Raw genomic sequence first — 26,648 nt, forward strand, 5'->3', positions numbered from 1 at the left:
ATTTTTGGTGACCAAATTTGGTCACCATTTTTTATAAGAGATTAAAAAGCTTTAATGAAAGCCATAAGGGAGTGCTTCAGGTTTTTTTAAAAATTACTCAGTTCATATTGAGTAGAATTCATGCAAAAACTTAAACATGTTGATCTATAGTTGACATTGATAGGGCACGTTTTGGTCACTTTTGGTCACGTAAGCCCACTCTTAACTGATCTAACTTAACTTTTTACTCACTTTGAAGCTGATAGCTTTATAGACTGAAAGAAAAAATGTTATTTAAAATCAACAACGAAAAAGCCCCAATCTTTCGATCAGGGCTTTTTGAATTTGGAGCGGGAAACGAGACTCGAACTCGCGACCCCAACCTTGGCAAGGTTGTGCTCTACCAACTGAGCTATTCCCGCAGGGTCGAATAATTTTTTACTATTAAAAAACTAAACAAAAAAGAATATGGAGCGGGAAACGAGACTCGAACTCGCGACCCCAACCTTGGCAAGGTTGTGCTCTACCAACTGAGCTATTCCCGCATGCCGTGTATAATACAGCATGCAAAAACAGGGTCAATAACTTTATGAAAAATCTTGCACCGTTTGCATAAAATAAAATCAATTCAGCCAATTCAGCGCTATAAATCGATAAAATTTATGCAAAATTTTGTTAAAACAGGGCCTTGGCAACCTTTAACTCTCCTTGAGCACAGTAAAACTCATGACAGAACAGGGTATACTGAATAGAATTTGGATCATTTGTAATTGCGGAGAAGGCCATGAGTATTGAACAAGTCTTAAGAGAGCGTCTGGCTACCCTGTCTCCATCTCATCTTGAGGTGGTAAATGAGTCTTCTGGTCACGGTGGCTATTATCCGGGTAAGGAATCACACTTTAAAGCGGTAATTGTGAGTGAAGCTTTTGCAGGCCTGCGTCAGGTACAGCGTCATCAGAAAGTCTATGCCGCAGTAGGCGATTTACTGAGCCCGGAAAAAATCCATGCATTAGCAATCCATGCTTTTGTTCCAGAAGAGTGGAGCGGTCAGGATACGACCAGTCCTGAATGTGCACATGCCCCAAAAAACTAAGAGGAACATATGGAAACCCAATTATTAGTCAAAATTATCCATATGTCAGCGGCCAGTCTGGCAATTATCGCGATTCTGGCACGTGCATTTACCTTGTTTGTTGGTACACAGGGCAATTTACCTAATCCGGTTGCACGCAAGCTATTTGTTGCCTTGCAGCATCTGGCACTTGCCGTAATTGCTTTGACGGGCGTCATTTCGCTAGTGATAAAAAACTTTGAAGTACAACCCTGGTTCTATGCCAAGGTCATTTTATTTCTGGTACTGGTTTCATCTTTGATGAAAGCCTATAAAAAAGATGACTCTGTCCTGTTGGTTCAACGTCGTGCTGGCCTGGTTATTGCAATTATTTCATTAGCTGCAATTATGGCACTGGTGATTATCAAGCCAACTTCTGGCTAGAAAATAACATCATTTTGTTTGGCTAAATTTTAAATAGATTGATAAAAATAATAGGGGGTTTTTAATGCGTACACGTGTGGTGTTTAACCAAAAAGGTGGCGTGGGGAAGTCGAGTATTGCAGTGAATCTGGCAGCAATCAGTGCACATCAGGGGCACAAAACCTTACTCATTGACCTCGATCCACAGGCCAATTCCAGCCAGTATCTGCTTGGTGATGATGCGACCTATTCAGGAGACAAGCCTGCATTAGAACCCAATATTGAAAACTATTTTGATGAAGTGCTGGGCAGCCAGCAGAACAAGGGTCTGATTGGCAATGCCATCGGCTCAATTCTAAAAACCCGCACTAAAGGCCTGGAAAGCTATGTGCACCAGTCACCGTTTAAACATCTGGATGTGATTCCAGCCAGCCCAAGTCTCGGCACACTGGGACATGCACTGGAATCCAAACATAAGATCTATAAACTACGTGATGCCTTACAACAGTTAACGGGTCAGTATGAGCGGGTGTTTATTGATACGCCGCCGGCTTTTAATTTCTTTACCTTATCAGCTTTAATTGCGGCAGATCGGGTACTGATTCCCTTTGACTGTGATGTATTTTCCAAACGTGCCCTGCATACCCTGATTGAAAATGTCATCGAAACCCAGGACGACCATAATGACCGTCTGGAAATTGAAGGAATTGTGGTCAATCAGTTTCAGGCTCAGGCCAAACTGCCGCGTGAGGTGGTGCAACAGCTGAAAGATGAGGGCTTGCCGGTATTGAAAAATATGTTGCCGCCATCGGTGATCATGAAAGAATCCCATCAGAAAAATCAGCCCTTAATTCATCTGGCTACTGATCATAAATTGACTCAGGCCTATCAATCGTTGTTCAATGAGATTGAGCAAAAATAAGATTGATGATTCCAGCATGAAACTCATGAAATTCAGTCTTGGCATCGTGGGCCTGGCTTTGTTAAGTGCCTGTGCTACGACCGTCAAGCCGACCTATGTGTCGCCAACCCAATACCAGTCCTATGACTGCGGTCAGCTGCAAGGCGAATATAACCGTATTCAGCAGTATATCGACAATGGTGTACAAGCGCCGAAACGAACGGGTGTTGGCGTAGGCGTCGGTGTAGGTGGTGGCTGGGGTAGCCATAGTGGTTGGGGCATTGGGCCGAGCATTTCAGTGAATATGGGTCAGTCTTCTAATACCAAGAAGACCGAACTGGCACGTGTTTTAGGTGAGCAGGAAGCGATTGTTCAGGCAGCACGCTATAAGAGCTGCCCACTGATCATTCGCCAGGCTGTACCAAAAACATAATGATGAAGATAGAAAATAAAAATGCTGACTGAGGTCGGCATTTTTTTAGCATCGCAGTCCGGAAAGGGGCGTTATTATGCATATAAAACTAGCTGGAATGACTGCTCGGAACAAATTTATAAGAATTTTCATCTTGTTATATATTGAGCAGATTCGTTAATGTTGCGCCATTCTTTGCGGTAAGTTTGCGTATGATCGAAAACTGGCTATTTATTCTGGCTGTAATTACAGTATTGATGATTCCGGGCCCAGGCAATGCACTGGTTGCCAGTGCGGCACATCAACATGGTCAGGCCAGAACCAGTTTATATATACCTGCTATTCTGCTGGGTTACTTCTATGCCATTAATGTCTGGGCTTTGCTGATACATCTTGCTGTCCCGATCTGGCCGAATTTCCAGAGTATGCTGCATATACTGAGCACAATTACTGTAGGCTGGATGACCTTCAGACTGTTTAAAGCCAGGCAGCTAGAGCAGCATAATCATAAGCACCCGATGATCCGGCCTTGGCAGATGTTTACTGCGACTTTAAAAAATCCTAAAGCGGCTTTGTTTGCTTCCGGTATTTTTCCCATGGCGACCTGGGAAAATCCAACTAATTTCGTACTGGTCTTCGCGATATTTAGTCTGGTGACATTACCGGTGTTTGTCTTCTGGATGGCGTTCGGTCAGGCAATTCTGGCAAGGGAGTCGGAGAAAATAAAAACCGACCTCATGTATAAAGGGTCGGTCCTGTTTTTGCTGCTTTGCCTGATTCCGCTGATCATCAGTTTGTTTAACTGAATTCAGCGATCAGGATTTAAGCCATTTTGTTCTTTTTCAGCTTCTGTTGAACAAAACCGAAGATGCCTGGCAATACACTAATAATAATGATGCCGAAGATCAGATAGGTAAAGTTATCTTTAACGATTGGCATATTTCCAAACAGATAACCCAAAATCACAAAAGAGCTGATCCACAAAAAACCACCAATCACGTTATAGCTCAGGAAATATTTATAATTCATGCTGCCAGCACCGGCCACAAAAGGAGCAAAGGTGCGGGCGAAAGGCACGAAACGGGCAAAGATAATCGTCTTGCCACCATGTCTGGCAAAAAATTGCTGGGTTGCTAGTAGGTGTTTTTTATTGATAAAGCGCGATTCAACTTCAAACACACGCGGCCCAATGAACTTGCCAATATGATAGTTCAGCGTATCGCCCAGTACTGCTGCCACAAATAGGAGCGGAATCAGTACCCACGGATCCATGGCCCCAGTAGATGCTGCAAGTGCCCCCGCAGCAAACAGCAAGCTGTCACCCGGCAGGAAAGGCATGACTACCAGTCCCGTTTCTACAAAGATAATCAGGAAAAGAATAGCATAAATCCACACCCCATAATTGGTGATGAATTCAAGCAGATGGTCATCTACATGTAGGATAAAATCAAGCAGTTCCATGGCGCCAGTACAAGCAAAAGTGTGCCCAAATCCTAACAGTGATTAGGCTTAAAGTCAGCATCAAAAGTGGTCTATTTCCAGCCTCATCATTCTAAAAATAAAACGATGAATCTTATTTTGGTTATTAATAATTAAAAATGAAACTTATAAGATGTGCTCATATTTTAGCAATCATTTTCGAGTTTTTATCATGTTGAATCCAAATCGTATTATCGCCAATCTTGTTGCTCATCCTGTACTTGAATCCGTAACATTCGTGTCTGCACGTGCCTTAATGGCTTATATTTTTATTGTGGCAGGTTGGGGCAAAATCGCTGGTTATGAAGCAACGGTTGGTTATATGCAAGCTATGGGTGTTCCTGCTGAATTATTACCTGTGACGATTTTGCTGGAATTGGGTGGTGGTTTAGCGATTTTATTTGGCTTGCAGACCCGTGTAGTGGCAGCACTCTTGGCTGGCTTTAGCTTAGTGACTGCATTTTTATTTCATGGTACGCCTGAGGATGCAGTGAACTTTATGAAAAACTTTGCGATGGCAGGTGGCTTATTGCTATTGGTATTACAGGGTGCAGGTCGCTTCAGTCTTGATCATCTGATTGAGCACCAATAACAAAGCAACGCTCCAATCGAGCGGTCTAAGACCGCTTTTTTTGTGGATACATAACATTAAACTAGCTTTACCGAATTAAGCTTCGTTCAGTGCATTCACTCTGCTTAGATAGAATCAGGAATTTAGACCTGTTGTTTAAGGAGTATATTGAATGCAAAAGCAAATTTTAGCTGTATTAATGACGGGACTCGTTGTTAGTGGCGGTGCATGGGCAAAGTCAGATCAGGCCCTCCTTGCTGAAGCTCAAAAAAATAAAGTCAGCATTGCTCAAGCACAAAAAATGCCGGATGAAACTGGTGTAACCTTAACAGGTAAAATTGTGCGTCAAGTTGCACCGCAGAGTGATGATTTTGAACTTCGAGACAGTAGTGGCACGATTATTATTGATGTTGATGATGACCTGTGGAAACCGTTGAAGTTAAAAGCGGGCGATAACGTTCGTGTGCTTGGCGAGGTAGATACTCATCGTCAGAAACCTACCGATATTGATGTGATTAGTATCGAAAAAGTGAAATAACCACATTTAAAGTTCTGCTTCAATCTCATTCAATCTGGAATCCAGGATTGAAGCAGATCTGACAAAAAATTCAGTCTGATCAAGATACAGTGCTAAATATGTATATATTTCAAGCGCCTTGAAACAGTGTGCTTAATGCAGCGAAAAATGATAGAATACGGCGCTTATCTTTCGTTTGCCTTTCTATAGTTGTTTGTCATGACTACCAATACTCAAATCACTGAAGATCGTATCCTGATTTTGGATTTCGGTTCTCAATATAGCCAATTGATTGCACGTCGCGTACGTGAGTCTGGCGTATATTCTGAAATGTTTGCCTATGACATGTCTGAAGAAGACATTCGTGCATTTAATCCAAACGGTATCATCTTGTCAGGTGGTCCTGAGAGCGTTCACGAAGAAGGCAGCCCGCGTGCGCCAGAAGTTGTGTTCAACTTGGGCATTCCTGTATTGGGTATTTGCTACGGTCTGCAAACCATGTCTGCACAACTTGGCGGTAAGGTTGAGCCAGGTACAGTACATGAATTTGGCTATGCAGAAGTAGACATTCAAATCCGTGATGGTCTTATTGGCGATCTTGAAGATTCAGCAGACAAATTAAAAGTCTGGATGAGCCACGGTGACAAAGTGACTCAAATTCCAGAAGGCTTCCAGATTACTGCCAGCACACCAAGCTGTCCGGTCGCAATGGTGTCTGATGAAAAACGCCGTTTCTATGGTATTCAGTTCCACCCGGAAGTCACTCATACTGCCAAAGGTAAAGAGTTACTGTCTAACTTCGTTCACAATATCTGTGGTTGCCGTAGCCTGTGGAACTCTGAAAACATTATCGACCTTCGTGTTGAACAGCTTCGTGAACAGATTGGTGATCAAAAAGTACTGCTCGGTCTTTCAGGCGGTGTAGATTCATCAGTTGTTGCGGCACTTTTACACCGTGCAATTGGCGATCAATTGACATGTGTATTCGTGGACAATGGTTTACTTCGTCTGAATGAAGGCGACCAGGTTATGGACATGTTTGCGAAAAACATGGGTATCCGTGTCATTCGTGCTGATGCTGAAGAGCGTTTCTTGACTGCACTTGCGGGTGAAGTTGATCCAGAGAAAAAACGTAAAATCATCGGCCGTGAGTTCATTGAAGTATTTGCTGAAGAAGCACGTAAGCTTGATGGTGTAAACTTCCTGGCTCAAGGTACGATTTACCCTGACGTGATCGAATCTGCTGCAAGCAAACAAGGCAAAGCACATGTGATTAAATCACACCACAACGTGGGTGGTTTACCAGAAGATCTAGCATTTGAACTGGTTGAACCAATTCGTGACCTGTTTAAAGATGAAGTACGTAAATTGGGTACCACTTTAGGTCTTCCATTTGAAATGCTTTATCGTCACCCATTCCCGGGTCCGGGTCTAGGTGTTCGTATTTTGGGTGAAGTGAAAAAAGAATATGCTGACATTCTCCGTTTAGCAGATGACATTTTCATGCAAGAACTTCGTGCTAGCGGTTGGTATGACAAAACTGCGCAAGCATTCGCAGTATTCCAACCTGTTAAATCTGTTGGTGTTGTAGGTGATGGTCGTCGTTATGCATGGGTCATTGCACTTCGTGCAGTTGAAACTGTTGACTTCATGACAGCTCGTTTTGCTCACCTTCCATACGAGCTGGTAGATAAAATCTCGACTCGTATCATGAATGAAATTGCTGAAGTTTCTCGTGTGGTTTATGACGTATCGTCTAAACCACCTGCGACGATTGAATGGGAGTAATTTAGGGGTTTCAAGAAGCGAAGCCTCTTGCCTAAATTACGCCATGAGCAAGGTTAAAAGCACTGCTTTTAACTTTGCGCAAGATACGCGCGGCAGTATCTGAAAAATGATATATCCAATAAAAAAGGACGCCTAGGCGTCCTTTTTTGTGTTTATAATGAATAAAAATAAAACTTTATACAGAAAAATATGTCATTGCCTAGCTGTCATCAATTGATGCTGCCTTTCATGGAGCTATTGTTTAAGTTACATGAGCCTATAAAAATTTCAGATGCGGCAAATATATGAGCTGAATGCTCAAATCTGTCAAAAGAGATACTCAATCAAACACTTCCAAGTGAAAAGAATATTTTTAGAAATAGAGTTTCTTTTAGAGATACAAATTGAACGGAGCTTTCATATTTATAAAATCGACCAAGACCGTTTCGATGAAGATATCTTTTAACTAGGTTCCAACGATTTTAATTGCCCGATCCTTATTCCACGAGCCTTGTGACAGCAGTACGACAGTAGGACTGGTTAAAGGGTCATACTGCTCTACTCGGTTCCGTCCGTTGGCCTTGGCCTGATACAGCGCAATATCCGCCTGTTTAATTACGGTATACAGGTCCGTTTCACAAGTTTCCAAGATCGCCGCACCCACTGAAATGGTGAATTTTAAGGACTGACCTTGATCAAGAAACACTTCGGTCTGTTCAATGCGCTGCCTTAAACACTCGGCAATTTTTAGAGCATCATCCAGATGCGTTTCAGGAAGCAGGGCAATAAACTCTTCCCCGCCGTAGCGCGCCAGAATATCAGTATTTCGCATTTCACTTTGAGCTGTTTTCGCAATGATTTGCAGTACTTGGTCGCCAATATCATGACCATAGTTATCATTAATCTTTTTAAAATGATCGACGTCAAAGACGATTAATGAACTAGGACTCGGTGTTCCTTCTTCAAGCCTATGTGTTAGATGTTGCTGAACCAAATATTCAAAAAAGCGGCGATTATTTAATCCTGTTAGGGAATCGGTATGCGCCATATGCTCAAAAGCCTGACGGTTATATTCGTTCAAGGTATGTTGTAAAAATACAATCCGAGATTTAAGCGTTGAATTCCAGCTGATATAGATACTAAAACTTAGCACCGGCACATAAATCAGAGAAAACAGAACCAGCTGTTGCAGATCGCCTTTAACATTGAAATACACACCCATATAGATCATGAAGGTAATCAGGGCCGAGATGATCAGGGAAGGCCTGAAACGGATATGTACACTTAAATTTGCCAGAACGATAAAGACCAGAGAGGAATATTGATAGATCAGGTTATAAGGACTTTCTGACTGATTTAAATTAAAAAACCAGACCGCACTGGCACCAATAATCGAAGTGGGTAGCAATAGATCAAAGAGTGGTAAATTCCGGCTATGCTGGTACATCCAGACCGTGATCAGGGTCATGACTGAGGTAAAACCCAGTTTGGTTACAAGCAACAGGGTGTGGATGTCATGCAGTACATAAATATCCGCAAGGGTATAGGAAGCATAAGCAAACTGTGCACATAGATTCACCTGAAGCAGATATCTCAGATGCAGCTTTTTCTGATGAGAATAATAGGCAGATTTTAATGGCTGAGGAATACACACCAGAGGATCTTTAAGCGCCTGCTGAATCAGAAGGCGTGACTCCTTATGATATTCCTGTGGCATTCAGCCTTCCCCATAAAAAATAAAATTTTTTATATATTAAGTTTTGTATAAATTTTATTCTATTCCTTAAAAATTCACTTTAAAAGTAGTCATCTAGAATAAATATTTTCGGTTACAAAAAAGGGAGAGTGAGTACAAAGCAAAAAATGAGATAGGCTGGATTTACTGTCTATGCGTTTAAATTACTTCTATGACTGTTCATAAGTTAATATATTTTTCAGTATAAAAATTCTGTAGATCAGATTGAAACGGTGAACTCATATCTGGACGATACACTTCAATCCGGTTACGTCCACTCTTCTTGGCGGCATAAAGCGCCACATCCGCTTTTTTAATCAGATCATCCAGATCCTGAGTATGGGACTCCAGCTCAGCAATACCAATCGAAACTGTAAATTTCAGTATCAACTCAGGCCGGGCATAGAGATACTGCTGCTGAATCGAATTACGAATGCGCTCGGCAATTACCAAAGCATCTTGCAACTGTGTATCGGACAGCAAAATAATAAACTCCTCACCACCAAAACGTGCCAGTACATCACTATGGCGCATTTCCTTACGCGCTGTATCTGCAATTAACTGTAGTACCCGATCCCCGACATCATGCCCATAACTATCATTGATCTGCTTGAAATGGTCCACATCAAACATTAGCAGACAGGTGCTTGAATATCTTGGCCAGTCATGAATACAGTTTTCTGCCAGATTAACAAAATGCCGACGGTTATAGAGCTGAGTCAGTTCATCAGTATGGGCGAGATTACGCACCATATGGTAGTTCCATTCATCTAACAAAGTACGGATAAATGCACGACGGGTATGCAGGATATTATTCCAGTTAAAATACAGGCTAAACAGCAACACTGGGCTGAACACGACCATAAAGATAAAAGCTTCCGATAACGTCATTAGCTGCGTCATTGCTATCAGGACCAGCAGGCTGATCAGGATTGAACAATATAGTGCAGCCCTAAATTGAACCTTGATGCAGAGATTGGCAATCAGAATAAAAATGGATGCAGCATACAAGTAATTTTCTACATGTAGGCTGGTAGAAGAGAGCAGGAGCAGGATCCATACTCCAGCACAAAGCGTAGTCCCTATCGGCAGGATCAGATCGAGCAAGCGAATGTTCTGGCTGTATTGAAATAACAGTTCACAGACGATCCAGAAAGCTAAGACCAAAATCACCCGAGTAAACCCAGAAACCATCATCAGGTCGGGGATGATAAAGATATCGGCAAAGAAATATAGCAGGAACACCAATTGTGCCAGTAAATGAATCTGACGCAGACTATGGTAGTTATGCCGGTACAGATAGTCATAAAAATGGGGTAGAAATTGCACAGGAATACGGGCGTGCCGATCCACAAGTGCATCTTCTAGCACTTGACGGTTCTTCAGGTCATTCTCGGAAGGTTGCAGCTGTTCCGAAGAATGCCGATTAAGACTCTGCAAGGAAGCCTGCATATTTGCATGCATCCTGCTATCGGCAATCGTCATTTTTCAATCCATTAAAAATTCGCACATATTATGAGCAAATTTTGGGGTCAGGAATCTATGGTCAAACGGATAGATTGCGACGCATGGAGAAGGAAAAAGTAACAAAACATTTTTTCTGCGACAGGAGAGAGCCAAAACTTAGGTGTTATTGAATTAATTATTTGATTTAATTTATAAAAAATTAAATATAAGCCTGTTTCACGTGAAACAATCCGAGATAATTGTTTGTTGCAGTATGTGTAAACCTCACCTTATTAAAATGAAAAATGCTAAAAAAGGTTTGGGTGATCTTTAACTAGTTGCGACCTCGAATTTTAAGGATAGATTCAAGATTCTGAGTACCCATGAAAACAAGAAATCAGGTCAAGTACAGATCAGACCGTTGAAGTTAAAGATTGTTGCAAATATGACAAGCACAATCCTGAAAGTAGCACTCTTTTTACCGATCTGAATTGCTATGATCTTTTGACCCAGCCGAGTGAGCCAGAACATGTCGAATAATAATGATATCGAACTTTTCAATTCAGATGATTGCACAAAATACGTCAATCAGTTCATTGCAGAATTTCCATTACGCCGTGCTGAAATTGGTCAGGGAACAGTGATCAAGCGTGCGTTACCAAGCCGGCATAAACGGATGATCGGGGCATGGTGTTTTCTGGATCATGCCGGACCTGCTCATTTCCCGCAGGGAGACGGCCTGGATGTAGGACCACATCCACATATTGGTCTACAGACTTTTACCTGGATGATCGAAGGTACCATGATGCATCGTGACAGTCTGGGCAGTGCGCAGCTGTTACGTCCGCGTCAGGTCAATCTGATGACGGCTGGTTATGGCATTTCCCATTCTGAAGTTGCACCTGAAACAGAAACTAAAATGCATGCCGCACAGCTCTGGATCGCTTTGCCAGATGATATGGTCAATATGGCACCCGCGTTTGATCATTATCCGGAATTGCCTGTGGTTGAGGATCAAGGCATTGAGTTCACGGTACTGGTTGGGGAATATCTTAAGGCAATATCACCAGTGAAGGTACATAGCGAACTGCTCGGGGTGGATCTGTATGCAGCAGACAGTACCCAGGCAGTATTACCGCTTCATCCAAAATTTGAATATGGTTTTCTGGCACTGGAAGGGACGGCCAGCATCAACGGACATGAACTGACTGAAGATAATATGGTGATTCTGGAACCGGGGCTGGATCGGGTACATATCGAGATTCATGCCGGAAGCCGTGTACTGTTGCTGGGGGGCGAACCTTTTGAAAGACCGATTTTACTATGGTGGAACTTTGTTGGCCGCACGACTGAAGAATTGAAAATGGCACGTGAGCAATGGATTGCAGAGCATGAACGATTTGGCTCGATTCCTGCCTACGAGGGACCACGACTTGAAGCCCCTGCTTTCCCGGGCCATATGCGCCCTTCAAAATAAATGCATCACCATAAAATAAGGAAGAAGAAATGGCCATGCTTGCAAGTGCTCGTGTACATAGTCTGGAAACACCATGGCAGGGACAGATCAGTCATGGCAATCACCAATATCTGACGGATAAGCCGGAAGCTTTTGGTGGTCAGGATCGTGGTCCCGCACCTTATGATTTTCTGCTGGCAGGCTTGATTTCCTGCACCATGATTACCTTGCGTATGTATGCCAGACATAAAGATCTGGAGCTGGGGGAGTTTCAGGTTGAAGCCGATTTCTTTGCCAATCGAGAAGGGCAGGAATGGATTGAACGACGTTTAAGTTTTCAAAATCCGTTAGATGAAACATTGCGGCAAAAAATTCTGGAAATTTGTCAAAAAACACCAGTGACTAAAACTTTGCTACGGAGTCTGGAGATTCGAACTACATTACTTTAATCTCGCCATATGTAAAGAAGACTGATTGAAATGTAATATAATTCGTAAAGCATTTCACCGGAACCAGACACTTTTTGTTATGCTGAAGCGGCAATAACACGACAATAACAAAAGAGTCTAACATGCGTATCCTACACCATCTTGAGCAGTCCCGATCGTTCCGTATTTTATGGGCATTGGAGGAATTGGGGCTAGATTATGAAATCAAGTTCCATAAACGGCTGCCTAACTTTTCTGCCCCTTCAGAGTTGAAGATGATCCATCCATTAGGGAAGGCACCGATCCTGATTGATGGTGATCAGGTGCTGGTAGAATCTGCGGTGATTTTACAATATTTGCAGGAAACTTATGATGTGGGTATGGAGTTTCAGCCGCTCAATTCTACTACCAAACAGCAGTACCGGTACTGGATGCATTATGCCGAAGGCTCACTGATGCCGTTACTGGTTATGCATCTGGTCATTAATTCCGTTGAGAAGCACACACCATTTTTGCTGCGTCCTATGGCGCGACAGATTACCAGTGGAATTAAAAGTAAATTTGTACAGCCGCGTCTTAAAGATCATATTCAATATCTGGAAGACTACCTGAGCGAGCATGAATATTTTGCCGGTCGATTTAGTTTTGCTGATATTCAGATGAGTTTCCCATTAGATGCCATTCAGACCCGTACGGGTAAACGTTATCCGGCGATTGAAGCCTATCTGGAACGCTTATCTCATCGTCCTGCCTATTTCCGGGCCATGTCCAAAGAAGAAGTATTGAGTTAACAAGCCATTAAAAATAAAGGTGCCAAAAGGCACCTTTTTATTGGGATAAGGTTTCAATCAGTCCGGGAAGCTCAAGCGTTCCTTCGGGAAAATCACTTTAAAAGTAGAGCCCTGATTTTCACGAGAATCAATTTTTAGCTGTGCCTGATGCTGCATCAGTACATGTTTTACAATCGCAAGTCCAAGACCTGTACCGCCAGTACGTCGGCTACGGTCAGAATCGACGCGATAGAACCGTTCAGTCAGACGCGGTACGTGTTTCGGGTCAATCCCGATCCCGGTATCTTCTACCACAAAGTAAGCCGATTCACTATCATCATGCCAGCCCATGGTGACCGTACCGCCTTTTGGCGTGTATTTAATCGCATTGGTGATCAGGTTGCTGAAAGCACTGGCAATTTCCATATCGGAACCAATCAGATCACAATGACTGTCAATATCCAGGTTCAGCGTATGACCATAATCCACGTTATAGGCCTGAGCATCATCAAATAGCTGGTTCATCAGATTGGGCATGTCGATAATCTGATTCTTGGCAATATTTTCGTCATTTTCCAGACGAGACAATAGTAACAAGTCATTGACCAAGGCATTCATACGCCGGGTCTGGGATTGCATCTGGTCAAAGGCGCGTTTCCAGCGTGGACTGATATCTTCCTGATCGGTAAAGGTTTCGATATAGCCGCTGAGCACCGTTAAAGGCGTACGTAACTCATGCGAGATGTTATCGACAAAGTCTTTGCGCATCTGCTCCAGATTATGCATCCGGGTCACATCATAAGCGACCAAGAGACGGCTTTCACCCCCAAAGCGGGTCATCTTGATCTGTACATAATGGTCTTCAAAGATCGAAGATTGCATCTTGAGACCGTCAGGTGCATCATCAATATGATGATAATAATCAACGAAATTTGGCTGAGAGAGTAAACTCAGAATATTACGGCTTTTATCTTCAGCACTGATGCCGAGCAGACGTTCAGCTGCGGGATTCCACCATTCAATCTGCTGATTTTCATCGATCAGTACCACGGCTTCCTGTAGCGCGCCTAGAGAAGACTGGGCACGATCAATCAGCTCGACCATTTCTGCCTGTACAATGCGTTCCTGACGCTGGGCCTGATAGACATTAAAGAGCAGGGCACCCCAGATGCCATTGATCTTGGGTGGTACGTCATAAGGACGATTGGAAATCCAGTCATTGACCAAATATAGGGAACGGATTTGTGTGACAAAGAATGCTACAAAAGCCAGTACGATACAGACCCAGAAATACCCGATCCCGAAACCAATCAGGCTGCCGATCAACAGGAAGAAGGCCAGAAGGCGTAAATCCTGCTTGGCAAAGTCCCATAAGCTATTGGAGCTTGGCAGTTTATGCCCACGGGCCATTTCAGGAACAGGGTAGGGTTTATACATAAAGCAGGATTTACCTAAGTCAAATTAGCCGAGTGCGACATCAATACGGGTCGAAAAGCGATAGCCGGTTCCGCGTACAGTCTGTACAAAACGGTCGGCGCCATATGGCTCCAGCACTTTGCGCAGGCGTCGGATATGCACGTCAATGGTTCGGTCTTCAATATACACATTGCCACCCCACACCTGATCCAGGAGCTGGGCACGGGTATAGGCACGTTCTGGATGGGTCATGAAGAAGGCCAGCAGGCGGTATTCAGTCGGCCCCATATCCAGAATAGTATCATTAAAGCTGACACGCTGGCTTGCAGGATCGAGTAACAGGCCATTGGCTTCAATACTTTTTTCACCATTCAGGCTATTGGTACGGCGCAGTACGGCTTTGATACGGGATACCAGTTCACGGGTAGAAAATGGCTTGGTCATGTAGTCATCTGCACCGGCATCCAAACCTTGAACCTTATGATCTTCTTCGCCTCGTGCAGTGAGCATAATGACTGGAATTTCTAACAGGGTTTCATCGCGTTTCAGGCGACGGCATAAGTCTACACCGCTCACTCCACCAGGCATCATCCAGTCCAGCAGGATCAATGCTGGACGCTGATCCACAATCATTTGATGGGCCTGTTTGGCATCTTCTGCTTCTAAACAATTGAAGCCAGCCATATCCAGTGCCGTATGGATCATTTCCCGAATTGGAAGCTCATCATCGACGATTAAAATGTAGTCATCTTTCACAGCGCATTTCCTATAAGTCAACGGTGGACCGTTTTATATTTATGACGAGCCTATTACAAAGATTAATTATGACAGTATCATTGCAGAAAGGGATATTTGCCCTGCTTTCGCAAAGATTTGTGACAATTTAAGTTGCTTGATAGAGGAAAAATATCTGTAATAACAATTGATTGAAAAATAGAAAATAAATTAAGAAATAATTGCGTTAAATATTATTTTTTATCTGAAAAAGATTCAAAAAGTGCCAAAAATACAATACTGCACGAGGACAGGACCTCCTCCATGGACTGTTTAAAACCGCTCATGACCCAACGAATGGCAATCTGGGTGACATAACCATTTAAGCCCGTGGATACCAGAGAAATTTCCTGTGCGGAACGGCTCAGGTTCGGCATCATCAGCATGACAAAGGCCTGAATCATGCGGTCAAAACGGCCCATGGTTTCATGAATGGTGGCTTGATTATGCAGTTCCTGTACCAGCATGGCATCGATATAAATAATCCGGGCCATACGTGGATTATCACGCAATGTAGTGAGCAGGGCAGTCAGACCAGCTTCGATCATCTTTTTAGGATCAGAGGAAGCCTGCATCATGGCTTGCATGACATTTTGCTGCAATTCATCGATCAGTTTTAGGAAAATAGTTTGAAACAGATGCTCACTTTTCTTGAATGATTCATAGAAATAGCGTTCGGTCAGCTTGGCTTCAGTACAGATATCCTTGACAGTTACAGAAAAAAAGCCATGCGTGCCATAAGCTTGAATACCCGCTTCAATCAGCTTTTCCCGGCGTGCCTGCTGGCGTTCAGCCATAGACAGTCCCTTAAACTGACGTTCCTTTGTCATCGTTTTTTGTTGCTTTTCCACAGGAATTGCCGAATTGGTCATAAAATGATTAAGCTCATAAGCACCGAAATTTTGAATATCTTACCAATAAATTGCATTTAGACCTATGTTCTTGATCACCAACCTGGATTGTCCTGAACAGATAAGTCATCATGATTGACAATAAGTATTGTCAAAATTATATTGAAGGGAATTGCTGCATGAAGCACGACAGAACAAGAAATGCTGTCTGGGCAGGCAGTTTCATCAATAAGGGAAACTTATGAAAAATTTTAATAATAAAGTTGCAGCGATTACCGGTGCAGGTTCGGGCATTGGTCAGCAGTTGGCTGTACTTTTGGCGAAACAGGGCTGTCATCTGGCATTAAGTGATGTGAATGAACAAGGTTTACTTAAAACACTTGAACTGATTAAAGACACGGGCGTGCGTGCCACCCTCGACAAAGTCAATGTTGCCAATTTGGAAGAAGTCCGTGCTTGGGCTGAAAAAGTCGAGCAGGAGCATGGCAGTATCAACATGATCTTCAATAATGCTGGGGTCGCTTTGGGGTCAACAGTGGAAGGCGCATCTTATGACGAACTCGAGTGGATTGTCGGGATCAACTTCTGGGGTGTGGTGTACGGAACCAAAGAATTCTTGCCACGCATTAAAAAGACCCGCGATGGTCATGTGGTGAATATTTCGAGTTTATTCGGACTGACTGCACAGCCAACCCAGTCTGCCTACAATGCCACCAAGTTTGCAGTGCGTGGTTTTACTGAGTCTTTACGTCAAGAATTGGATATTGAAAATTGTGGTGTAAGCGCACTCTGCGTGCATCCGGGGGGAATTCGTACCAATATTGCCAATGCCGCAAAAATGAATGACAGCCTCAGGGCTTTAGGGATGAGCCCTGAAAAGTCTGCGCGTAGCTTCAATAAATTATTGCGTTGTCCGCCTGAAGAAGCAGCGCGTCAGATTTTGGAGGCCGTTCAAAAAGACAAACGCCGTTTATTGATTGGTAACGATGCCAAAGCGATCGATTTAATCCAACGTATTTTACCAACGGGGTATCAGAAGGTCACAGCTTTTGCCACTAAGTTAGGTAAATCTAAGAAATCAGCTTAAATTATTAAAAGTTATGAAATTAAAGTCCGCTTCTGCGGACTTTTTATATTTAAATTTAAGAAATGAAAGACTAGCAATAATTTTTCTTTCTCTCCTCCACAGAAAATAAAATAGTAATTCAAACTAATCTTTTTTATAAAGGCTGATCTAAGAGGCTATAGCCGTATTGGGTTGAGTCACTAGATACTGGTTTACTGGACGTTTCAGCCCCAGATTTTCACGCAGAGTATGGCCTTCATATTCAGTCCGGAACAGGCCGCGGCGTTGCAGCTCCGGTACAATGAAATTGACGAAGTCATCCAGGCCGGCAGGCGTTGTTGGTGGTAACACATTGAAGCCGTCTGCAGCTTCATTTTCGAACCATTCCTGTAACTGATTGACTACCTGTTCAGGTGTACCAATCAATGTCCAGTGACCACGGGCAGAAACAATATATTCGTATAACTGACGAATACTAAAGTGATGCTTTGCTGCAATCTCAAACATCATTTGCTGACGGTTGGACTTGATCTTAATATCTTCTGTAGGGAAAGGTGCATCCAGATCATAGGGTGAAAGATCAATATCGCCGGCTAAACCTGAAAGTAAGCCCAAGCCGACATCCGGGTGGATCAGGCTATTGAGCAATGCATATTTTTCTTTGGCTTCGTGTTCGGTCTTGGCGACAAATACCGATACGCCTTGGACATTAAAATATTTTCCTTGATGAAGCGGTTCATGCTGTTTAGTGGCCTCAAAAAAATGACCACTTTCTTTATCGTAGAGGAAGGCGTCATCTTCCCAGGAATCCCAGAGTTTCTGCACGACTTCAATAAATTCATCCGCGCGTTCATAACGGACTTTGGCATCTGGATGTGTACTAAAACCAAAGTTACGCGCAGTTTCAGCAGACATAGTCGTCACAACATTCCATGCAGCACGACCCCTACTGATATGGTCTAAAGAGGCATATTTACGTGCTAATAGATAGGGTTCTTCATAGGTGGTTGATGCAGTAGCAATAAAGCCAATATTTTTGGTGACTGCTGAAATAGCCGCAAATAAGGTCAAGGGTTCAAACCCAACAACTTTGTCACTATACCCTACATTTTTATTATGCTTAGAAGCGCCATGACTCCAGTTAACAGCTAAACCATCGGCAAGAAAATAAGCATCAAATAGACCACGTTCAGCAGTCTTTGCTAGTTCAATTGCATAATCAAGGCTTCAATGATCTTGAGGCTGGGACGCTGGATGCCGCCAACCTGCTGCATGTTGCGATGTCGTTGGAATGAAGGCACCCAGTTTAATTTGTCGTTGAGCCATGCTGAAATCCTGTTGTTATCCTGTATTTCAACAGGTTTATAACAAGGAATAATCGAGTTTAAAAATACGATAAAATTAAATCCTTATAATGAATATGGAATAAGCATAAAGATGAGGTGTATTTAATTAAAAAAAAGATAAGTTTTAAATTTATACATACTTGAGCTACTGTTAAATCAGCGCTTCAATGGTTTTCTTTTTCCAGACAAACTGGTAATACAAGCCTTGCATGATGCACAGACAGACAAAGGCCAAGGCATAGCCATACCAGATGCCTTGCAGCCCCCACCAATGGCTAAATAGATAAGCTGCCGGAACTTCAATTGCGATGATGGCGATAATATTGATAATCATCGGTACGGTCACTGTACCGCTGGCTCGCATAATCGAAGCAAAAATCGCACTGGCACCAAAGAACAGAATCGACCAAAGCACGATAAATAGTAGCTGCTGACCCAACACCACCACTTGCGGATCGGTAATAAACAGTGCCATCAGATATTTCGAGAACAGATAGGCCAATACCACCAGACTACCGGTAAACAGGATATTCATACTCAGGGCCGTACGTGTTACTTTATTGAGTAGGTCATTTTTACCCGCACCAATTGCTTGGGCACCAAAAACGGAAGCAGCAATGGCGATGGAAAGTGCAGGGAACTGGATATAATTCAGCACCTGATTTACTGCACCATAAGCTGCTGTAGCTTCCGCACCATAACGGTTGACCAGACCGACAATCACCAAACCTGCAGCTGAAGTAGTAATCATCTGAACACCGGTAGGAATACCCAAGCGCAGAATAATTTTGCTTAAGCCAGGATGATGACGGATATGCTTTAGTAAAGCCCAATCTAGTTTAAGTGGATGTTGTTTATAATTTAAATACAGGGCTAAAAATAACAGGACTGCTATATTACCAAGAATAGTTGCAATGGCAGGCGAGATAATCCCCATTTTCGGGAAACCGAAATAACCGGCAATCAGAACAGGTGTCACCACCAGACCGACTCCAATCGTCAGGGCAGAGGCAAATAAGGCCGTCGTGCTGTCACCCACACCACGCAGAATTGAAGTATAAATAATATAAATAAAAATCAGCGGGCTACCCGCAAGCATCCATTGCACATAAGGTAGAGACAGATGCATCACATCGGGATCGGTTCCAAGCAGTAGCAGAATCTTCTCTGCAAAAATCACCCCAAAAAATGCAATCAGGCTACCGCCAATTAGGGTCATAAAAAGGGTAGAACCAATAACACAGCGGACTTTTTCCAGATTTTTTGCTCCCCAGGCCTGTCCCACCAAAACGGTTGAACCTGCGGACAAGCCAATTACAAAAGCCATCAAGCAGAACAGGATTGGGAAAAAAACCGCAACTGCAGCAATGGCATGTACGCCCAGCATTTGCCCCACAAAAATCGTATTAATCGTACCGGACAAACTTTGCAGGATATTGGTCACAACCAGCGGCAACAGGAAAATAAAAAATGTTTTCCATAGATTTTGCTGCTGAACCAATGCTTGCTGTGCCATAAGACATCCTGTTCTTGATTATTAGAAAGGGAGAAAAAAATAATTATCGGAAATTTGCAGAAAAATAGCCTTAGCTTTTAGGTAACTAAGGCTGAAGCTATGTAAGTCTTTAAATATTTAAATCAAACTTTGGAAAGAATTTCGCCCGCTTGCAGCAAAGTTTGTTCTTTTTTGGCAAAACAGAAACGCAGCAAACGTAAATCTTTTGGCGGCTGTTTATAAAATACTGATACCGGAATCGCCACGATCCCATGTTGATGGGCCAAATACTGACACATAGCAACATCCTCTAAATCTGGTCGAATTTTGCTGTAATCCAGATTCTGGAAGTAAGTCCCCTGTGATGGTCTCCACTGAAAACGTGAATTCTGAATGGATGAATTAAACAAATCCCGTTTGGCCTGATAGAAGGCCGACAGCTGGGGAATATGCTCAGGATGTTGTTGTAAATATTCAGCTAATGCCACTTGTACTGGTGTTACACCACAAAAGCTGGCAAATTGGTATACCTGACGGAACAATTTCATTAAGGCCGGGGTAGCTACACAGAAGCCGGTTTTCCAGCCGGTGACATGGAAGGTCTTGCCAAAGGAACCAATCACAAAACTGCGTTCACGTAATTCCGGGAAGGAAAGTGCTGAATAATGTTTTACATCATCAAAGACCAGATGTTCATAAACTTCATCAGAGAGCACCACAATATTGCGGTCACGGATCAGTTCAATCAGCTGTTGCCAATCCGCTTTAGACCAGACACTTCCAGTAGGATTATGCGGGGTATTTACAATAATCATGCGGGTGCGATCATTAATCGCATCCTTAACCTGGCTCCAGTCCACTGAAAAATCCGGATGCCCGAGTGCGATATGAATCGGTTTAGCCCCTAAAACCTGTACCGTCGGCGCATAACTGTCATAACTCGGGTCAAAAATAATGACTTCTTCATCTGCACGCACTACAGCCTGAATTGCGCAGAAGATTGCAATCGTTGCGCCAGGTGTAATGGTAATTTCCTGAGCTGGATCTAGTGATAATTGATCACGCTGTAAATATAAATCAGCGACCAAAGCGCGTAATAAAGGTAAACCATCTCCAGGTGCATACTGGTTAAAACCGGACGTACTTGCCCGTCCTAAAGCTTCAATTAAATCGGGTGGTGCAGGGAAATCGGGAAATCCCTGTGAAAGATTCAATGCCCCGAGTTGTTGAGCAAGGGCAGACATGGTACTGAAAATCGTCACGCCCAAGTCAGGCAGTTTGGACTGGAGATCAAGCATGTCACAACGCTCGTTTGATTAATATAAGCATAAAGTGTAGCAGTAACGATTCTGCTCTGTGAGCACAAATAACAGAAATCGTTAGTCATTTTGTCAATAAAATATTAAAAGATTAAAACCTTAATGAAAGAGCTGATGAGCAATAAATTAATGGTCAAATCATGTGAAATAAAAAGCATGATGGACGTATAGGGGGCAATTTTCATAAAATCAGCTGCATAATATTCCTTAAAAATAACGATAAGATGCTAAACAATATTCATACCATCCTTGAGACTCTTGGGCTTAATCTGCAAAAACGAGCCCTACATATCCAGTTTTCTAATCAGGTTTTAAATACACAGGTTTTTATTCAGCGCATTGAAGGTCATCATCAGATTAATGAGGGTTTACAGGCAGAACTGATCTGCCTTTCAACCAATGCAAATCTCGCTTTAAAACAATTTATTGGCTGTCAGGTTGCAGTTGATCAAGTGACTGACCGTGGAGAATTATTTCGAACGACAGGTCTGATTACAGCGGCAAGCCAGGGACAAAGCGACGGAGCTTTGACGCTATATAAACTGACCCTGCAGGATGCAACTTCCTTATGGCATAAACGCCGCAATAGTCGTGTGTTTATGAATAAAAGCGTTCGGGATATTAGTGAAATTTTATTTAAAGAATGGCAGGCTCGCAGCTCCTTATTTGCAGCACGATTGAGCCTGGATGTTTCTGCCTTATCACGGGACTACGATGTTCGACCTTTTGTGATGCAGTCAAATGAAACGGATTATGAGTTTCTGACCCGCTTATGGCGTAGTGAAGGCATGAACTGGCTGATCGATGAAAAGGAAATCATGGTCCCCGTTTCAGCTCAGACCATTCAGCCACAAATTCTACGTTTAATTGATGACCAGCCGCATTTTCAGGCTTTAAAGCGCCGTAGTATCCGTTTTCATCGTAGCCATGCCACCGAACCTTTTGACACGATTACTGGTCTATTGGCAGAGCGTTCTTTAAATCCAACTTTAGTACAAACCCAGCGCTGGCACGCGGATCAGCTGGCTCAGAATGAAAGTCAGCTACTGCTCAGTAGCCATCAGCATAGCGAAATACAGGATAATCAAAGTCTGAATCTTGAAGATGTCTGGACCATTAGCCCGGCCTGGATCAGCGACCTGAATGGAGAAGATCAAACGACTTTAGCCAGTTCTGCTCAACTGGATCAACTCAGCCAGCAGCTAAACCAGTCCCATGCCTTGCAGTCCAAATATTTTAAGGCCAGTAGTAGTGTGCGTGATGCACAAGTTGGGTACTGGTTTGAATTACATGATCATCCTGAAATAGATCAACATCCAGCCAATGAACGTGAATTTTTAATTTTGGGGAAATACTTCTATAACCAGAATAATTTACCCAAAGATATTTTGCTGCAGCTGGATCACTTAATACAGTCCAGCCGCTGGAAATTATTAGATGATGAAAGACAGAGTAATGAATTGTATTTGGTGCGTCGTCATATTCCTGTCGTACCTGAATATCATCCATTACAGCATCGGCCAATGGCCTATCCACAGCGGGCGAAAGTAGTCGGACCTGAGGGTGAAACTATTTACGTGGATGAATGGGGGCGGGTCAAGGTTCGTTTCCTGTTTACCCGCAGTGATGACCATCAACATGATAGTGGCGCTGGTGCCAATGATAATGATAGCGACTCGGCTTGGGTAGATGTGTTGACACCGTGGGCAGGTGAAGGCTATGGGGCAAGATTCCATCCACGTATCGGGGAAATCGTCGTCATTGATTTCTTTGAGGGAGATGTCGACCGGCCATTTGTGGTGGGTCGTATTCATGAAGCTGAACGGCATCAGACGATGTTTGATGTCAAAGGCAAACTGCCATTAACCAAAAAACTGAGCGGTATCCGCTCTCAGGAGGTAAATGGTGAAGGTTTTAACCAGCTTCGTTTTGATGATACGACCGGACAGATTAGTGTACAGCTACAAAGTAGTCATGGGGCTAGCCAACTAAATTTAGGAAATTTAAGCCACCCTAAAGAAGATGAAGTGAGTGATGGGCGTGGTGAAGGATTTGAGCTTAGGACGGATCAGTGGGGAGCAGTGAGGGCGGGGGCTGGCCTGCTAATTTCAACGCATAAACAGGAAAATGCTAATGCCAACCACTTAAATAGTAGCCCGGCTAAAAGCCAGCTTGAATCAAGTTTTAATAATAGTAAGGCCTTAAGTGACGTTTCTAAAAACCAGCAAACTGATCCTTTAGAGGCACTTGATCATCTGACAAATTTTCTGAACCAAATTGAACAGCAGGATCAAAGTAAGGCTGAAACCTTTAAACAGGCGCTAATGGTACTTTGTGCACCAAATTCGATTGCACTTTCAACGAATGAAGATTTGCATTTATCGGCTGATAAACAGATTAACCACAGTGCCGCGGATAGCATCAATTTTTCAACCCAGAAATCTTTAATTGCCCATGCTCAGGACAAAATTAGCTTATTTGCAGCCCAACAAGGATTAAAAGCCATTGCGGCAAAGGGCAAAGTGGAGTTTCAGGCACAGGATGATGCAATTGAAGCTATTGCTCGCAAACAAATCAAAATTATTTCGACTGAAGATCAGATTGAAATTATAAGTCCTAAAGAAATTGTACTGACTGCGGGTGGATCTCAGTTAAAGATTAATGGACAGGGGGTATTTAGTACTACAAGTGGGAAGTTTGAGTGTAGAGCAGGGCAGCATATATTTAAAGAAGGAGCCAAAACTATTTATGAGATTCCTGAATTGCCTAAATCTGGACCATACGCTGTAGATTTTTTATTTAATAGTTTAGGTGGTAGTGGAATTGAAGGTGCTGAAGTAACTATGTTCATACCTGAAAATAAGGAAATTTTATGGGAAGGTAAAACTGATTCTAATGGTAAAACGCAATTATCTATTTCTCAAGAATGGGTTGCTTATGAAGCATTAGTAGGGTTTAAGCAATGGTCAAATATCTTTGAAGATTTAGATACTAAAGATTTAGAAGATGAATTTGATGTGGGTGAGCATGGAATTCAGATTGAAGACATTCAATAATTATAAAGGTGTTCTCTGTGAATTATTATATTGTAAAAAAAGGAGATACATTGTGGGGTATCTCAAAAAAATTTAATATTACAGTACAAAAATTAGCTAAAATTAATAAGTTGAATAGTTCTTCTATTCATAAAATACAAGTAGGTCAAAAAATATATATTGATGAGATCAATGAGATTGAAGCTGAATTGATTTTAAAAATTATATTATTAGATTTATCTTTTAAACCTATTTCAAAAGGAATTGTAAAACTAGAATATGATGGTAAATCAAAAGAAATAAATTTTAAAGATGGTGTAATTAATGATATTGAAATCTTAGATCATTCAAAAGGTTTAAAAGTTTATTACAAAAATATAAAAAGTAATTTTGATTTAATAGCTAATCATAAAACTTTACCAATAGGGAAAAAAGTTTTAAGGCTGACTTCAAGGCAAATGAAAGTCTCCGGCAATCACTATCCTCAATCGGGTATAGTTCAACAGACAATAAAGGAAATCAAAAAATCCTTAAAAAATTTAGCAGATCCTATCGTAAAAGGGATAAATGAAAAAATAGATACTAGTCAACCATCTATAATTTTACCTGAGCCAGTAAATAGTCAAAAAAGGACTGATTCAGGTAATAGTACCCATATAATTGCAAGCCAATTTACAGAAGAGAACTTCATACTCAATACAGTAAATAATAAATATAGAAAATTTGTTATAGATGCTTCGAAACGTCATGGATTTACTCCACATAGTTTAGCAGCTTTAATTCACGCTGAAGCTGCAAAAAAAAGTAATGGGGAATGGGATTCCAAAAGTTTTAATACCACTACAAATGCCGCAGGATTAACACAATTTCTTAAAGGTACTTGGCTTGAACTTTGTAAAAACCAAGAATCTTTAATAGGGCAATATGCTTCAAAAAATAAATATCTTACTGAGGAGCAACTTTTAAATCTAAGATTCAACTCTGAGTTTTCGATTGATGCAGCAGCTGCTTATGCAGTTATAAATTTTAAATGGTCAAAATTACCTTATCAAAAATTAATAGAGCCGAGCTCAATAGCTAAATTTGCTTATCTATTACATCATGAAGGAGCTGGAGGTGCGAGGTCATTCATAAATAATAGTTTTTCCCCAGAAAGAGCAAAAATGTTATTGCTTGCACAATTTGGAAATAAGGGTAAACAAAGTGCTTTAGATTATTTGAAAAGATATAACAACGATGCAAGAGTTGCTTATGGAATATGGCTAAGAGCATACATCGATGCACATATTAATATTTATGATTATGTATTGGATAAATCTAAAACTTCTGGAATAAATTTATCTTTAGATGAAACAATTAAAATTTTATTAGGGCAAACTTCTTCACCAACACCAACACCAACACCAACACCAACACCAACACCAACACCAACACCAACACCAACACCAACACCAACACCAACACCAACACCAAGTATCGAAATACAAGAAAATAAAATTGTTGGAGGCAGTGGAATGTGGGTAGATCCTTTAGCAATAAACCAGTTAAGAGTTGCTGGTCTAGCTAATGTAAAAAGTGCTACTTTCGGGAAAGTTAGAAATGGAGGTACTAGAAACCATCAAGGTATAGATTTAGCTGCTGATTCCGGTACAAATATTTTTGCGGTATGTAGTGGAGTTATTGCTATTGCAACAGATAGTGGAAAGGCATATGGGAAAATTATAGTATTAGAAGTAAACATTGATGACTTGCCTGAAAAGCAAAAAACTTATGCATCAAGAAATATTACAAACAGCCATTCAATTTATTTTTTTATGCACATCTATCTACCATAGATGTTGAAAAAGGAGATGTTGTTGATGCTAAGACAATTTTAGGTAAAACGGGTTCTACTGGAAATGCTAGGGGAATGACTACTATATCAAAAGGGGGACATTTGCATTTCGAGGCAAGGAGTTCAGCATTGCTCGGTACAGGCTTGCAAGGAAGATTTGACCCTATTCCTTTTTTTATAACCAAATTGATTTAGGCACTTAAAATATGAAAATACTTAAATCTATAGTAATAATTAGCAGCAGCTTCTTTTCACTATCATGTCACGCAAAAAATATAGATTGGAATGATTATCAGCAAAGTGCTACCCAAATTAAAGAACCAGTTTTATTTCTGGATCAATTTGGTAGATTCTCTCAATTAGATAAAAATTTTAAATTAAGTTTGGTTGATTATGGGGATAAAAACAAAAAATATTCTGGTGGAAACTACATTCTTAAGAGTTATGGCATCGAAGTTTTAAATAATCAAAAAGAATATATTTTATATCAAAGTACTGTGCCTTTGAAATCAACTGTAGATTTAAAAATACTTTATCAAGATAAAAAAATAGTTGCCTTTCGGATAAGGGAATTTAG

The 26,648-nt window shown here is 41.8% G+C and carries 22 protein-coding genes, 2 tRNA genes and 2 pseudogenes; 15 read left to right on the forward strand and 11 right to left on the reverse strand.

All coding sequences use genetic code 11. The annotated features are described in order from the left end of the window. Positions 1-325 precede the first annotated feature (325 nt). Both C3420_RS08280 and C3420_RS08285 read right to left on the reverse strand, forming a co-directional pair. Positions 326-401: transfer RNA gene (locus C3420_RS08280), tRNA-Gly, on the reverse strand. 47 nt (positions 402-448) lie between these two features. Further along, a tRNA-Gly gene (locus C3420_RS08285) sits at positions 449-524 on the reverse strand. Between the two features lie 239 nt (positions 525-763). Between C3420_RS08285 and C3420_RS08290 the strand changes: the two genes are divergently transcribed. The 5 genes from C3420_RS08290 to C3420_RS08310 all read left to right on the forward strand — a co-directional run bounded on the left by C3420_RS08290 (position 764) and on the right by C3420_RS08310 (position 3,572). Beyond that, positions 764-1,072, forward strand: coding sequence for a BolA family protein (locus C3420_RS08290; protein WP_004814186.1), 309 nt, complete (start codon positions 764-766; stop codon positions 1,070-1,072). A gap of 9 nt (positions 1,073-1,081) precedes the next feature. Further along, a complete protein-coding gene (locus tag C3420_RS08295; protein WP_008307068.1) occupies positions 1,082-1,474 on the forward strand; it encodes a SirB2 family protein in 393 nt (130 codons plus the stop codon). Between the two features lie 64 nt (positions 1,475-1,538). After that, complete coding sequence (locus C3420_RS08300; RefSeq protein ID WP_008307070.1) at positions 1,539-2,375, forward strand: ParA family protein; 837 nt, start codon at positions 1,539-1,541, stop codon at positions 2,373-2,375. 16 nt (positions 2,376-2,391) lie between these two features. Beyond that, positions 2,392-2,787, forward strand: coding sequence for a hypothetical protein (locus tag C3420_RS08305; protein ID WP_004814192.1), 396 nt, complete (start codon positions 2,392-2,394; stop codon positions 2,785-2,787). A 191-nt stretch (positions 2,788-2,978) separates the two neighbouring features. Continuing rightward, on the forward strand, positions 2,979-3,572 hold the full coding sequence (locus C3420_RS08310; protein WP_008307073.1) for a LysE family translocator: 594 nt from the start codon (positions 2,979-2,981) through the stop codon (positions 3,570-3,572). 16 nt (positions 3,573-3,588) lie between these two features. On the opposite strand, the gene C3420_RS08315 is transcribed toward C3420_RS08310, so the two are convergent. Continuing rightward, positions 3,589-4,227 (reverse strand): DedA family protein, encoded by a 639-nt coding sequence (locus C3420_RS08315; RefSeq protein ID WP_004814195.1) that lies wholly within the window; start codon positions 4,225-4,227, stop codon positions 3,589-3,591. Between the two features lie 190 nt (positions 4,228-4,417). Between C3420_RS08315 and C3420_RS08320 the strand changes: the two genes are divergently transcribed. From C3420_RS08320 to guaA, 3 genes are all read left to right on the forward strand, one after another. Next, positions 4,418-4,837 carry a DoxX family protein gene (locus C3420_RS08320; protein WP_004814196.1) on the forward strand — a complete coding sequence of 140 codons (420 nt, stop codon included), beginning with the start codon at positions 4,418-4,420 and terminating at the stop codon, positions 4,835-4,837. A gap of 151 nt (positions 4,838-4,988) precedes the next feature. Continuing rightward, positions 4,989-5,354 carry a NirD/YgiW/YdeI family stress tolerance protein gene (locus C3420_RS08325; protein ID WP_004895336.1) on the forward strand — a complete coding sequence of 122 codons (366 nt, stop codon included), beginning with the start codon at positions 4,989-4,991 and terminating at the stop codon, positions 5,352-5,354. Between the two features lie 198 nt (positions 5,355-5,552). Continuing rightward, entirely contained in the window at positions 5,553-7,121 is a 1,569-nt protein-coding gene (guaA, locus tag C3420_RS08330) for a glutamine-hydrolyzing GMP synthase (protein ID WP_004895334.1), read from the forward strand. 445 nt (positions 7,122-7,566) lie between these two features. On the opposite strand, the gene C3420_RS08340 is transcribed toward guaA, so the two are convergent. Together C3420_RS08340 and C3420_RS08345 are read right to left on the reverse strand one after the other, a co-directional pair. Continuing rightward, on the reverse strand, positions 7,567-8,817 hold the full coding sequence (locus C3420_RS08340; protein ID WP_008307115.1) for a GGDEF domain-containing protein: 1,251 nt from the start codon (positions 8,815-8,817) through the stop codon (positions 7,567-7,569). A gap of 198 nt (positions 8,818-9,015) precedes the next feature. After that, positions 9,016-10,320 carry a sensor domain-containing diguanylate cyclase gene (locus C3420_RS08345; protein ID WP_103800696.1) on the reverse strand — a complete coding sequence of 435 codons (1,305 nt, stop codon included), beginning with the start codon at positions 10,318-10,320 and terminating at the stop codon, positions 9,016-9,018. 490 nt (positions 10,321-10,810) lie between these two features. Here C3420_RS08345 and C3420_RS08350 point away from each other — a divergent pair, with 490 nt between their 5' ends. From C3420_RS08350 to C3420_RS08360, 3 genes are all read left to right on the forward strand, one after another. Beyond that, the gene (locus C3420_RS08350) at positions 10,811-11,758 is read left to right on the forward strand and encodes a pirin family protein (RefSeq protein WP_103800695.1); all 948 of its coding nucleotides are present in this window, start codon (positions 10,811-10,813) and stop codon (positions 11,756-11,758) included. Between the two features lie 29 nt (positions 11,759-11,787). Continuing rightward, positions 11,788-12,186 carry an OsmC family protein gene (locus C3420_RS08355; protein ID WP_103800694.1) on the forward strand — a complete coding sequence of 133 codons (399 nt, stop codon included), beginning with the start codon at positions 11,788-11,790 and terminating at the stop codon, positions 12,184-12,186. A gap of 122 nt (positions 12,187-12,308) precedes the next feature. Continuing rightward, positions 12,309-12,956, forward strand: coding sequence for a glutathione S-transferase (locus C3420_RS08360; RefSeq protein ID WP_005220314.1), 648 nt, complete (start codon positions 12,309-12,311; stop codon positions 12,954-12,956). A gap of 57 nt (positions 12,957-13,013) precedes the next feature. Here the strand turns inward: C3420_RS08360 and phoR are convergent, their stop codons facing one another. From phoR to C3420_RS08375, 3 genes are all read right to left on the reverse strand, one after another. Next, a complete protein-coding gene (gene phoR, locus C3420_RS08365) occupies positions 13,014-14,372 on the reverse strand; it encodes a phosphate regulon sensor histidine kinase PhoR (RefSeq protein WP_008307124.1) in 1,359 nt (452 codons plus the stop codon). 24 nt (positions 14,373-14,396) lie between these two features. Then, positions 14,397-15,107 (reverse strand): phosphate regulon transcriptional regulator PhoB, encoded by a 711-nt coding sequence (gene phoB / locus C3420_RS08370; protein ID WP_005220310.1) that lies wholly within the window; start codon positions 15,105-15,107, stop codon positions 14,397-14,399. 212 nt (positions 15,108-15,319) lie between these two features. Next, on the reverse strand, positions 15,320-15,997 hold the full coding sequence (locus tag C3420_RS08375; RefSeq protein ID WP_103800693.1) for a TetR/AcrR family transcriptional regulator: 678 nt from the start codon (positions 15,995-15,997) through the stop codon (positions 15,320-15,322). Between the two features lie 220 nt (positions 15,998-16,217). On the opposite strand from C3420_RS08375, the gene C3420_RS08380 reads away from it, so the two are divergent. Continuing rightward, entirely contained in the window at positions 16,218-17,063 is an 846-nt protein-coding gene (locus tag C3420_RS08380; RefSeq protein WP_103800692.1) for an SDR family NAD(P)-dependent oxidoreductase, read from the forward strand. 147 nt (positions 17,064-17,210) lie between these two features. Here the strand turns inward: C3420_RS08380 and C3420_RS08385 are convergent, their stop codons facing one another. From C3420_RS08385 to C3420_RS08395, 3 genes are all read right to left on the reverse strand, one after another. Continuing rightward, positions 17,211-18,254, reverse strand: a complete 1,044-nt coding sequence (locus C3420_RS08385; RefSeq protein ID WP_228152950.1) for an LLM class flavin-dependent oxidoreductase — start codon at positions 18,252-18,254, stop codon at positions 17,211-17,213. A gap of 285 nt (positions 18,255-18,539) precedes the next feature. Next, positions 18,540-19,904: an MATE family efflux transporter gene (locus C3420_RS08390; RefSeq protein WP_004895320.1), complete on the reverse strand. Its 1,365-nt coding sequence runs from the start codon at positions 19,902-19,904 to the stop codon at positions 18,540-18,542. Positions 19,905-20,026: 122 nt separating this feature from the next. Then, positions 20,027-21,181 (reverse strand): methionine aminotransferase, encoded by a 1,155-nt coding sequence (locus C3420_RS08395; protein ID WP_004895318.1) that lies wholly within the window; start codon positions 21,179-21,181, stop codon positions 20,027-20,029. 245 nt (positions 21,182-21,426) lie between these two features. Here C3420_RS08395 and C3420_RS08400 point away from each other — a divergent pair, with 245 nt between their 5' ends. The 3 genes and pseudogenes from C3420_RS08400 to C3420_RS08410 form a co-directional block, all read left to right on the forward strand. Continuing rightward, entirely contained in the window at positions 21,427-24,258 is a 2,832-nt protein-coding gene (locus tag C3420_RS08400; RefSeq protein WP_103800691.1) for a type VI secretion system Vgr family protein, read from the forward strand. A gap of 17 nt (positions 24,259-24,275) precedes the next feature. Continuing rightward, a pseudogene (locus tag C3420_RS08405) lies at positions 24,276-26,266 on the forward strand (peptidoglycan DD-metalloendopeptidase family protein). Positions 26,267-26,277: 11 nt separating this feature from the next. Next, positions 26,278-26,648 (forward strand): annotated as a pseudogene (locus tag C3420_RS08410) (hypothetical protein); the annotation flags it as partial.

The organism is Acinetobacter sp. ACNIH3, assembly GCF_002918965.1.
In the GTDB taxonomy this organism is placed as follows: Bacteria; Pseudomonadota; Gammaproteobacteria; order Pseudomonadales; family Moraxellaceae; genus Acinetobacter; species Acinetobacter schindleri.

Excerpts from the sequence above, each read along its gene's own strand:
- C3420_RS08290 (WP_004814186.1), top strand. The coding sequence starts at position 764 with ATGAGTATTGAACAAGTCTTAAGAGAGCGTCTGGCTACCCTGTCTCCA.
- C3420_RS08295 (WP_008307068.1), top strand. The coding sequence starts at position 1,082 with ATGGAAACCCAATTATTAGTCAAAATTATCCATATGTCAGCGGCCAGT.
- C3420_RS08300 (WP_008307070.1), top strand. The coding sequence starts at position 1,539 with ATGCGTACACGTGTGGTGTTTAACCAAAAAGGTGGCGTGGGGAAGTCG.
- C3420_RS08305 (WP_004814192.1), top strand. The coding sequence starts at position 2,392 with ATGAAACTCATGAAATTCAGTCTTGGCATCGTGGGCCTGGCTTTGTTA.
- C3420_RS08310 (WP_008307073.1), top strand. The coding sequence starts at position 2,979 with ATGATCGAAAACTGGCTATTTATTCTGGCTGTAATTACAGTATTGATG.
- C3420_RS08315 (WP_004814195.1), bottom strand. The coding sequence starts at position 4,227 with ATGGAACTGCTTGATTTTATCCTACATGTAGATGACCATCTGCTTGAA.
- C3420_RS08320 (WP_004814196.1), top strand. The coding sequence starts at position 4,418 with ATGTTGAATCCAAATCGTATTATCGCCAATCTTGTTGCTCATCCTGTA.
- C3420_RS08325 (WP_004895336.1), top strand. The coding sequence starts at position 4,989 with ATGCAAAAGCAAATTTTAGCTGTATTAATGACGGGACTCGTTGTTAGT.
- guaA (WP_004895334.1), top strand. The coding sequence starts at position 5,553 with ATGACTACCAATACTCAAATCACTGAAGATCGTATCCTGATTTTGGAT.
- C3420_RS08340 (WP_008307115.1), bottom strand. The coding sequence starts at position 8,817 with ATGCCACAGGAATATCATAAGGAGTCACGCCTTCTGATTCAGCAGGCG.
- C3420_RS08345 (WP_103800696.1), bottom strand. The coding sequence starts at position 10,320 with ATGACGATTGCCGATAGCAGGATGCATGCAAATATGCAGGCTTCCTTG.
- C3420_RS08350 (WP_103800695.1), top strand. The coding sequence starts at position 10,811 with ATGTCGAATAATAATGATATCGAACTTTTCAATTCAGATGATTGCACA.
- C3420_RS08355 (WP_103800694.1), top strand. The coding sequence starts at position 11,788 with ATGGCCATGCTTGCAAGTGCTCGTGTACATAGTCTGGAAACACCATGG.
- C3420_RS08360 (WP_005220314.1), top strand. The coding sequence starts at position 12,309 with ATGCGTATCCTACACCATCTTGAGCAGTCCCGATCGTTCCGTATTTTA.
- phoR (WP_008307124.1), bottom strand. The coding sequence starts at position 14,372 with ATGTATAAACCCTACCCTGTTCCTGAAATGGCCCGTGGGCATAAACTG.
- C3420_RS08375 (WP_103800693.1), bottom strand. The coding sequence starts at position 15,997 with ATGACCAATTCGGCAATTCCTGTGGAAAAGCAACAAAAAACGATGACA.
- C3420_RS08380 (WP_103800692.1), top strand. The coding sequence starts at position 16,218 with ATGAAAAATTTTAATAATAAAGTTGCAGCGATTACCGGTGCAGGTTCG.
- C3420_RS08390 (WP_004895320.1), bottom strand. The coding sequence starts at position 19,904 with ATGGCACAGCAAGCATTGGTTCAGCAGCAAAATCTATGGAAAACATTT.
- C3420_RS08395 (WP_004895318.1), bottom strand. The coding sequence starts at position 21,181 with ATGCTTGATCTCCAGTCCAAACTGCCTGACTTGGGCGTGACGATTTTC.
- C3420_RS08400 (WP_103800691.1), top strand. The coding sequence starts at position 21,427 with ATGCTAAACAATATTCATACCATCCTTGAGACTCTTGGGCTTAATCTG.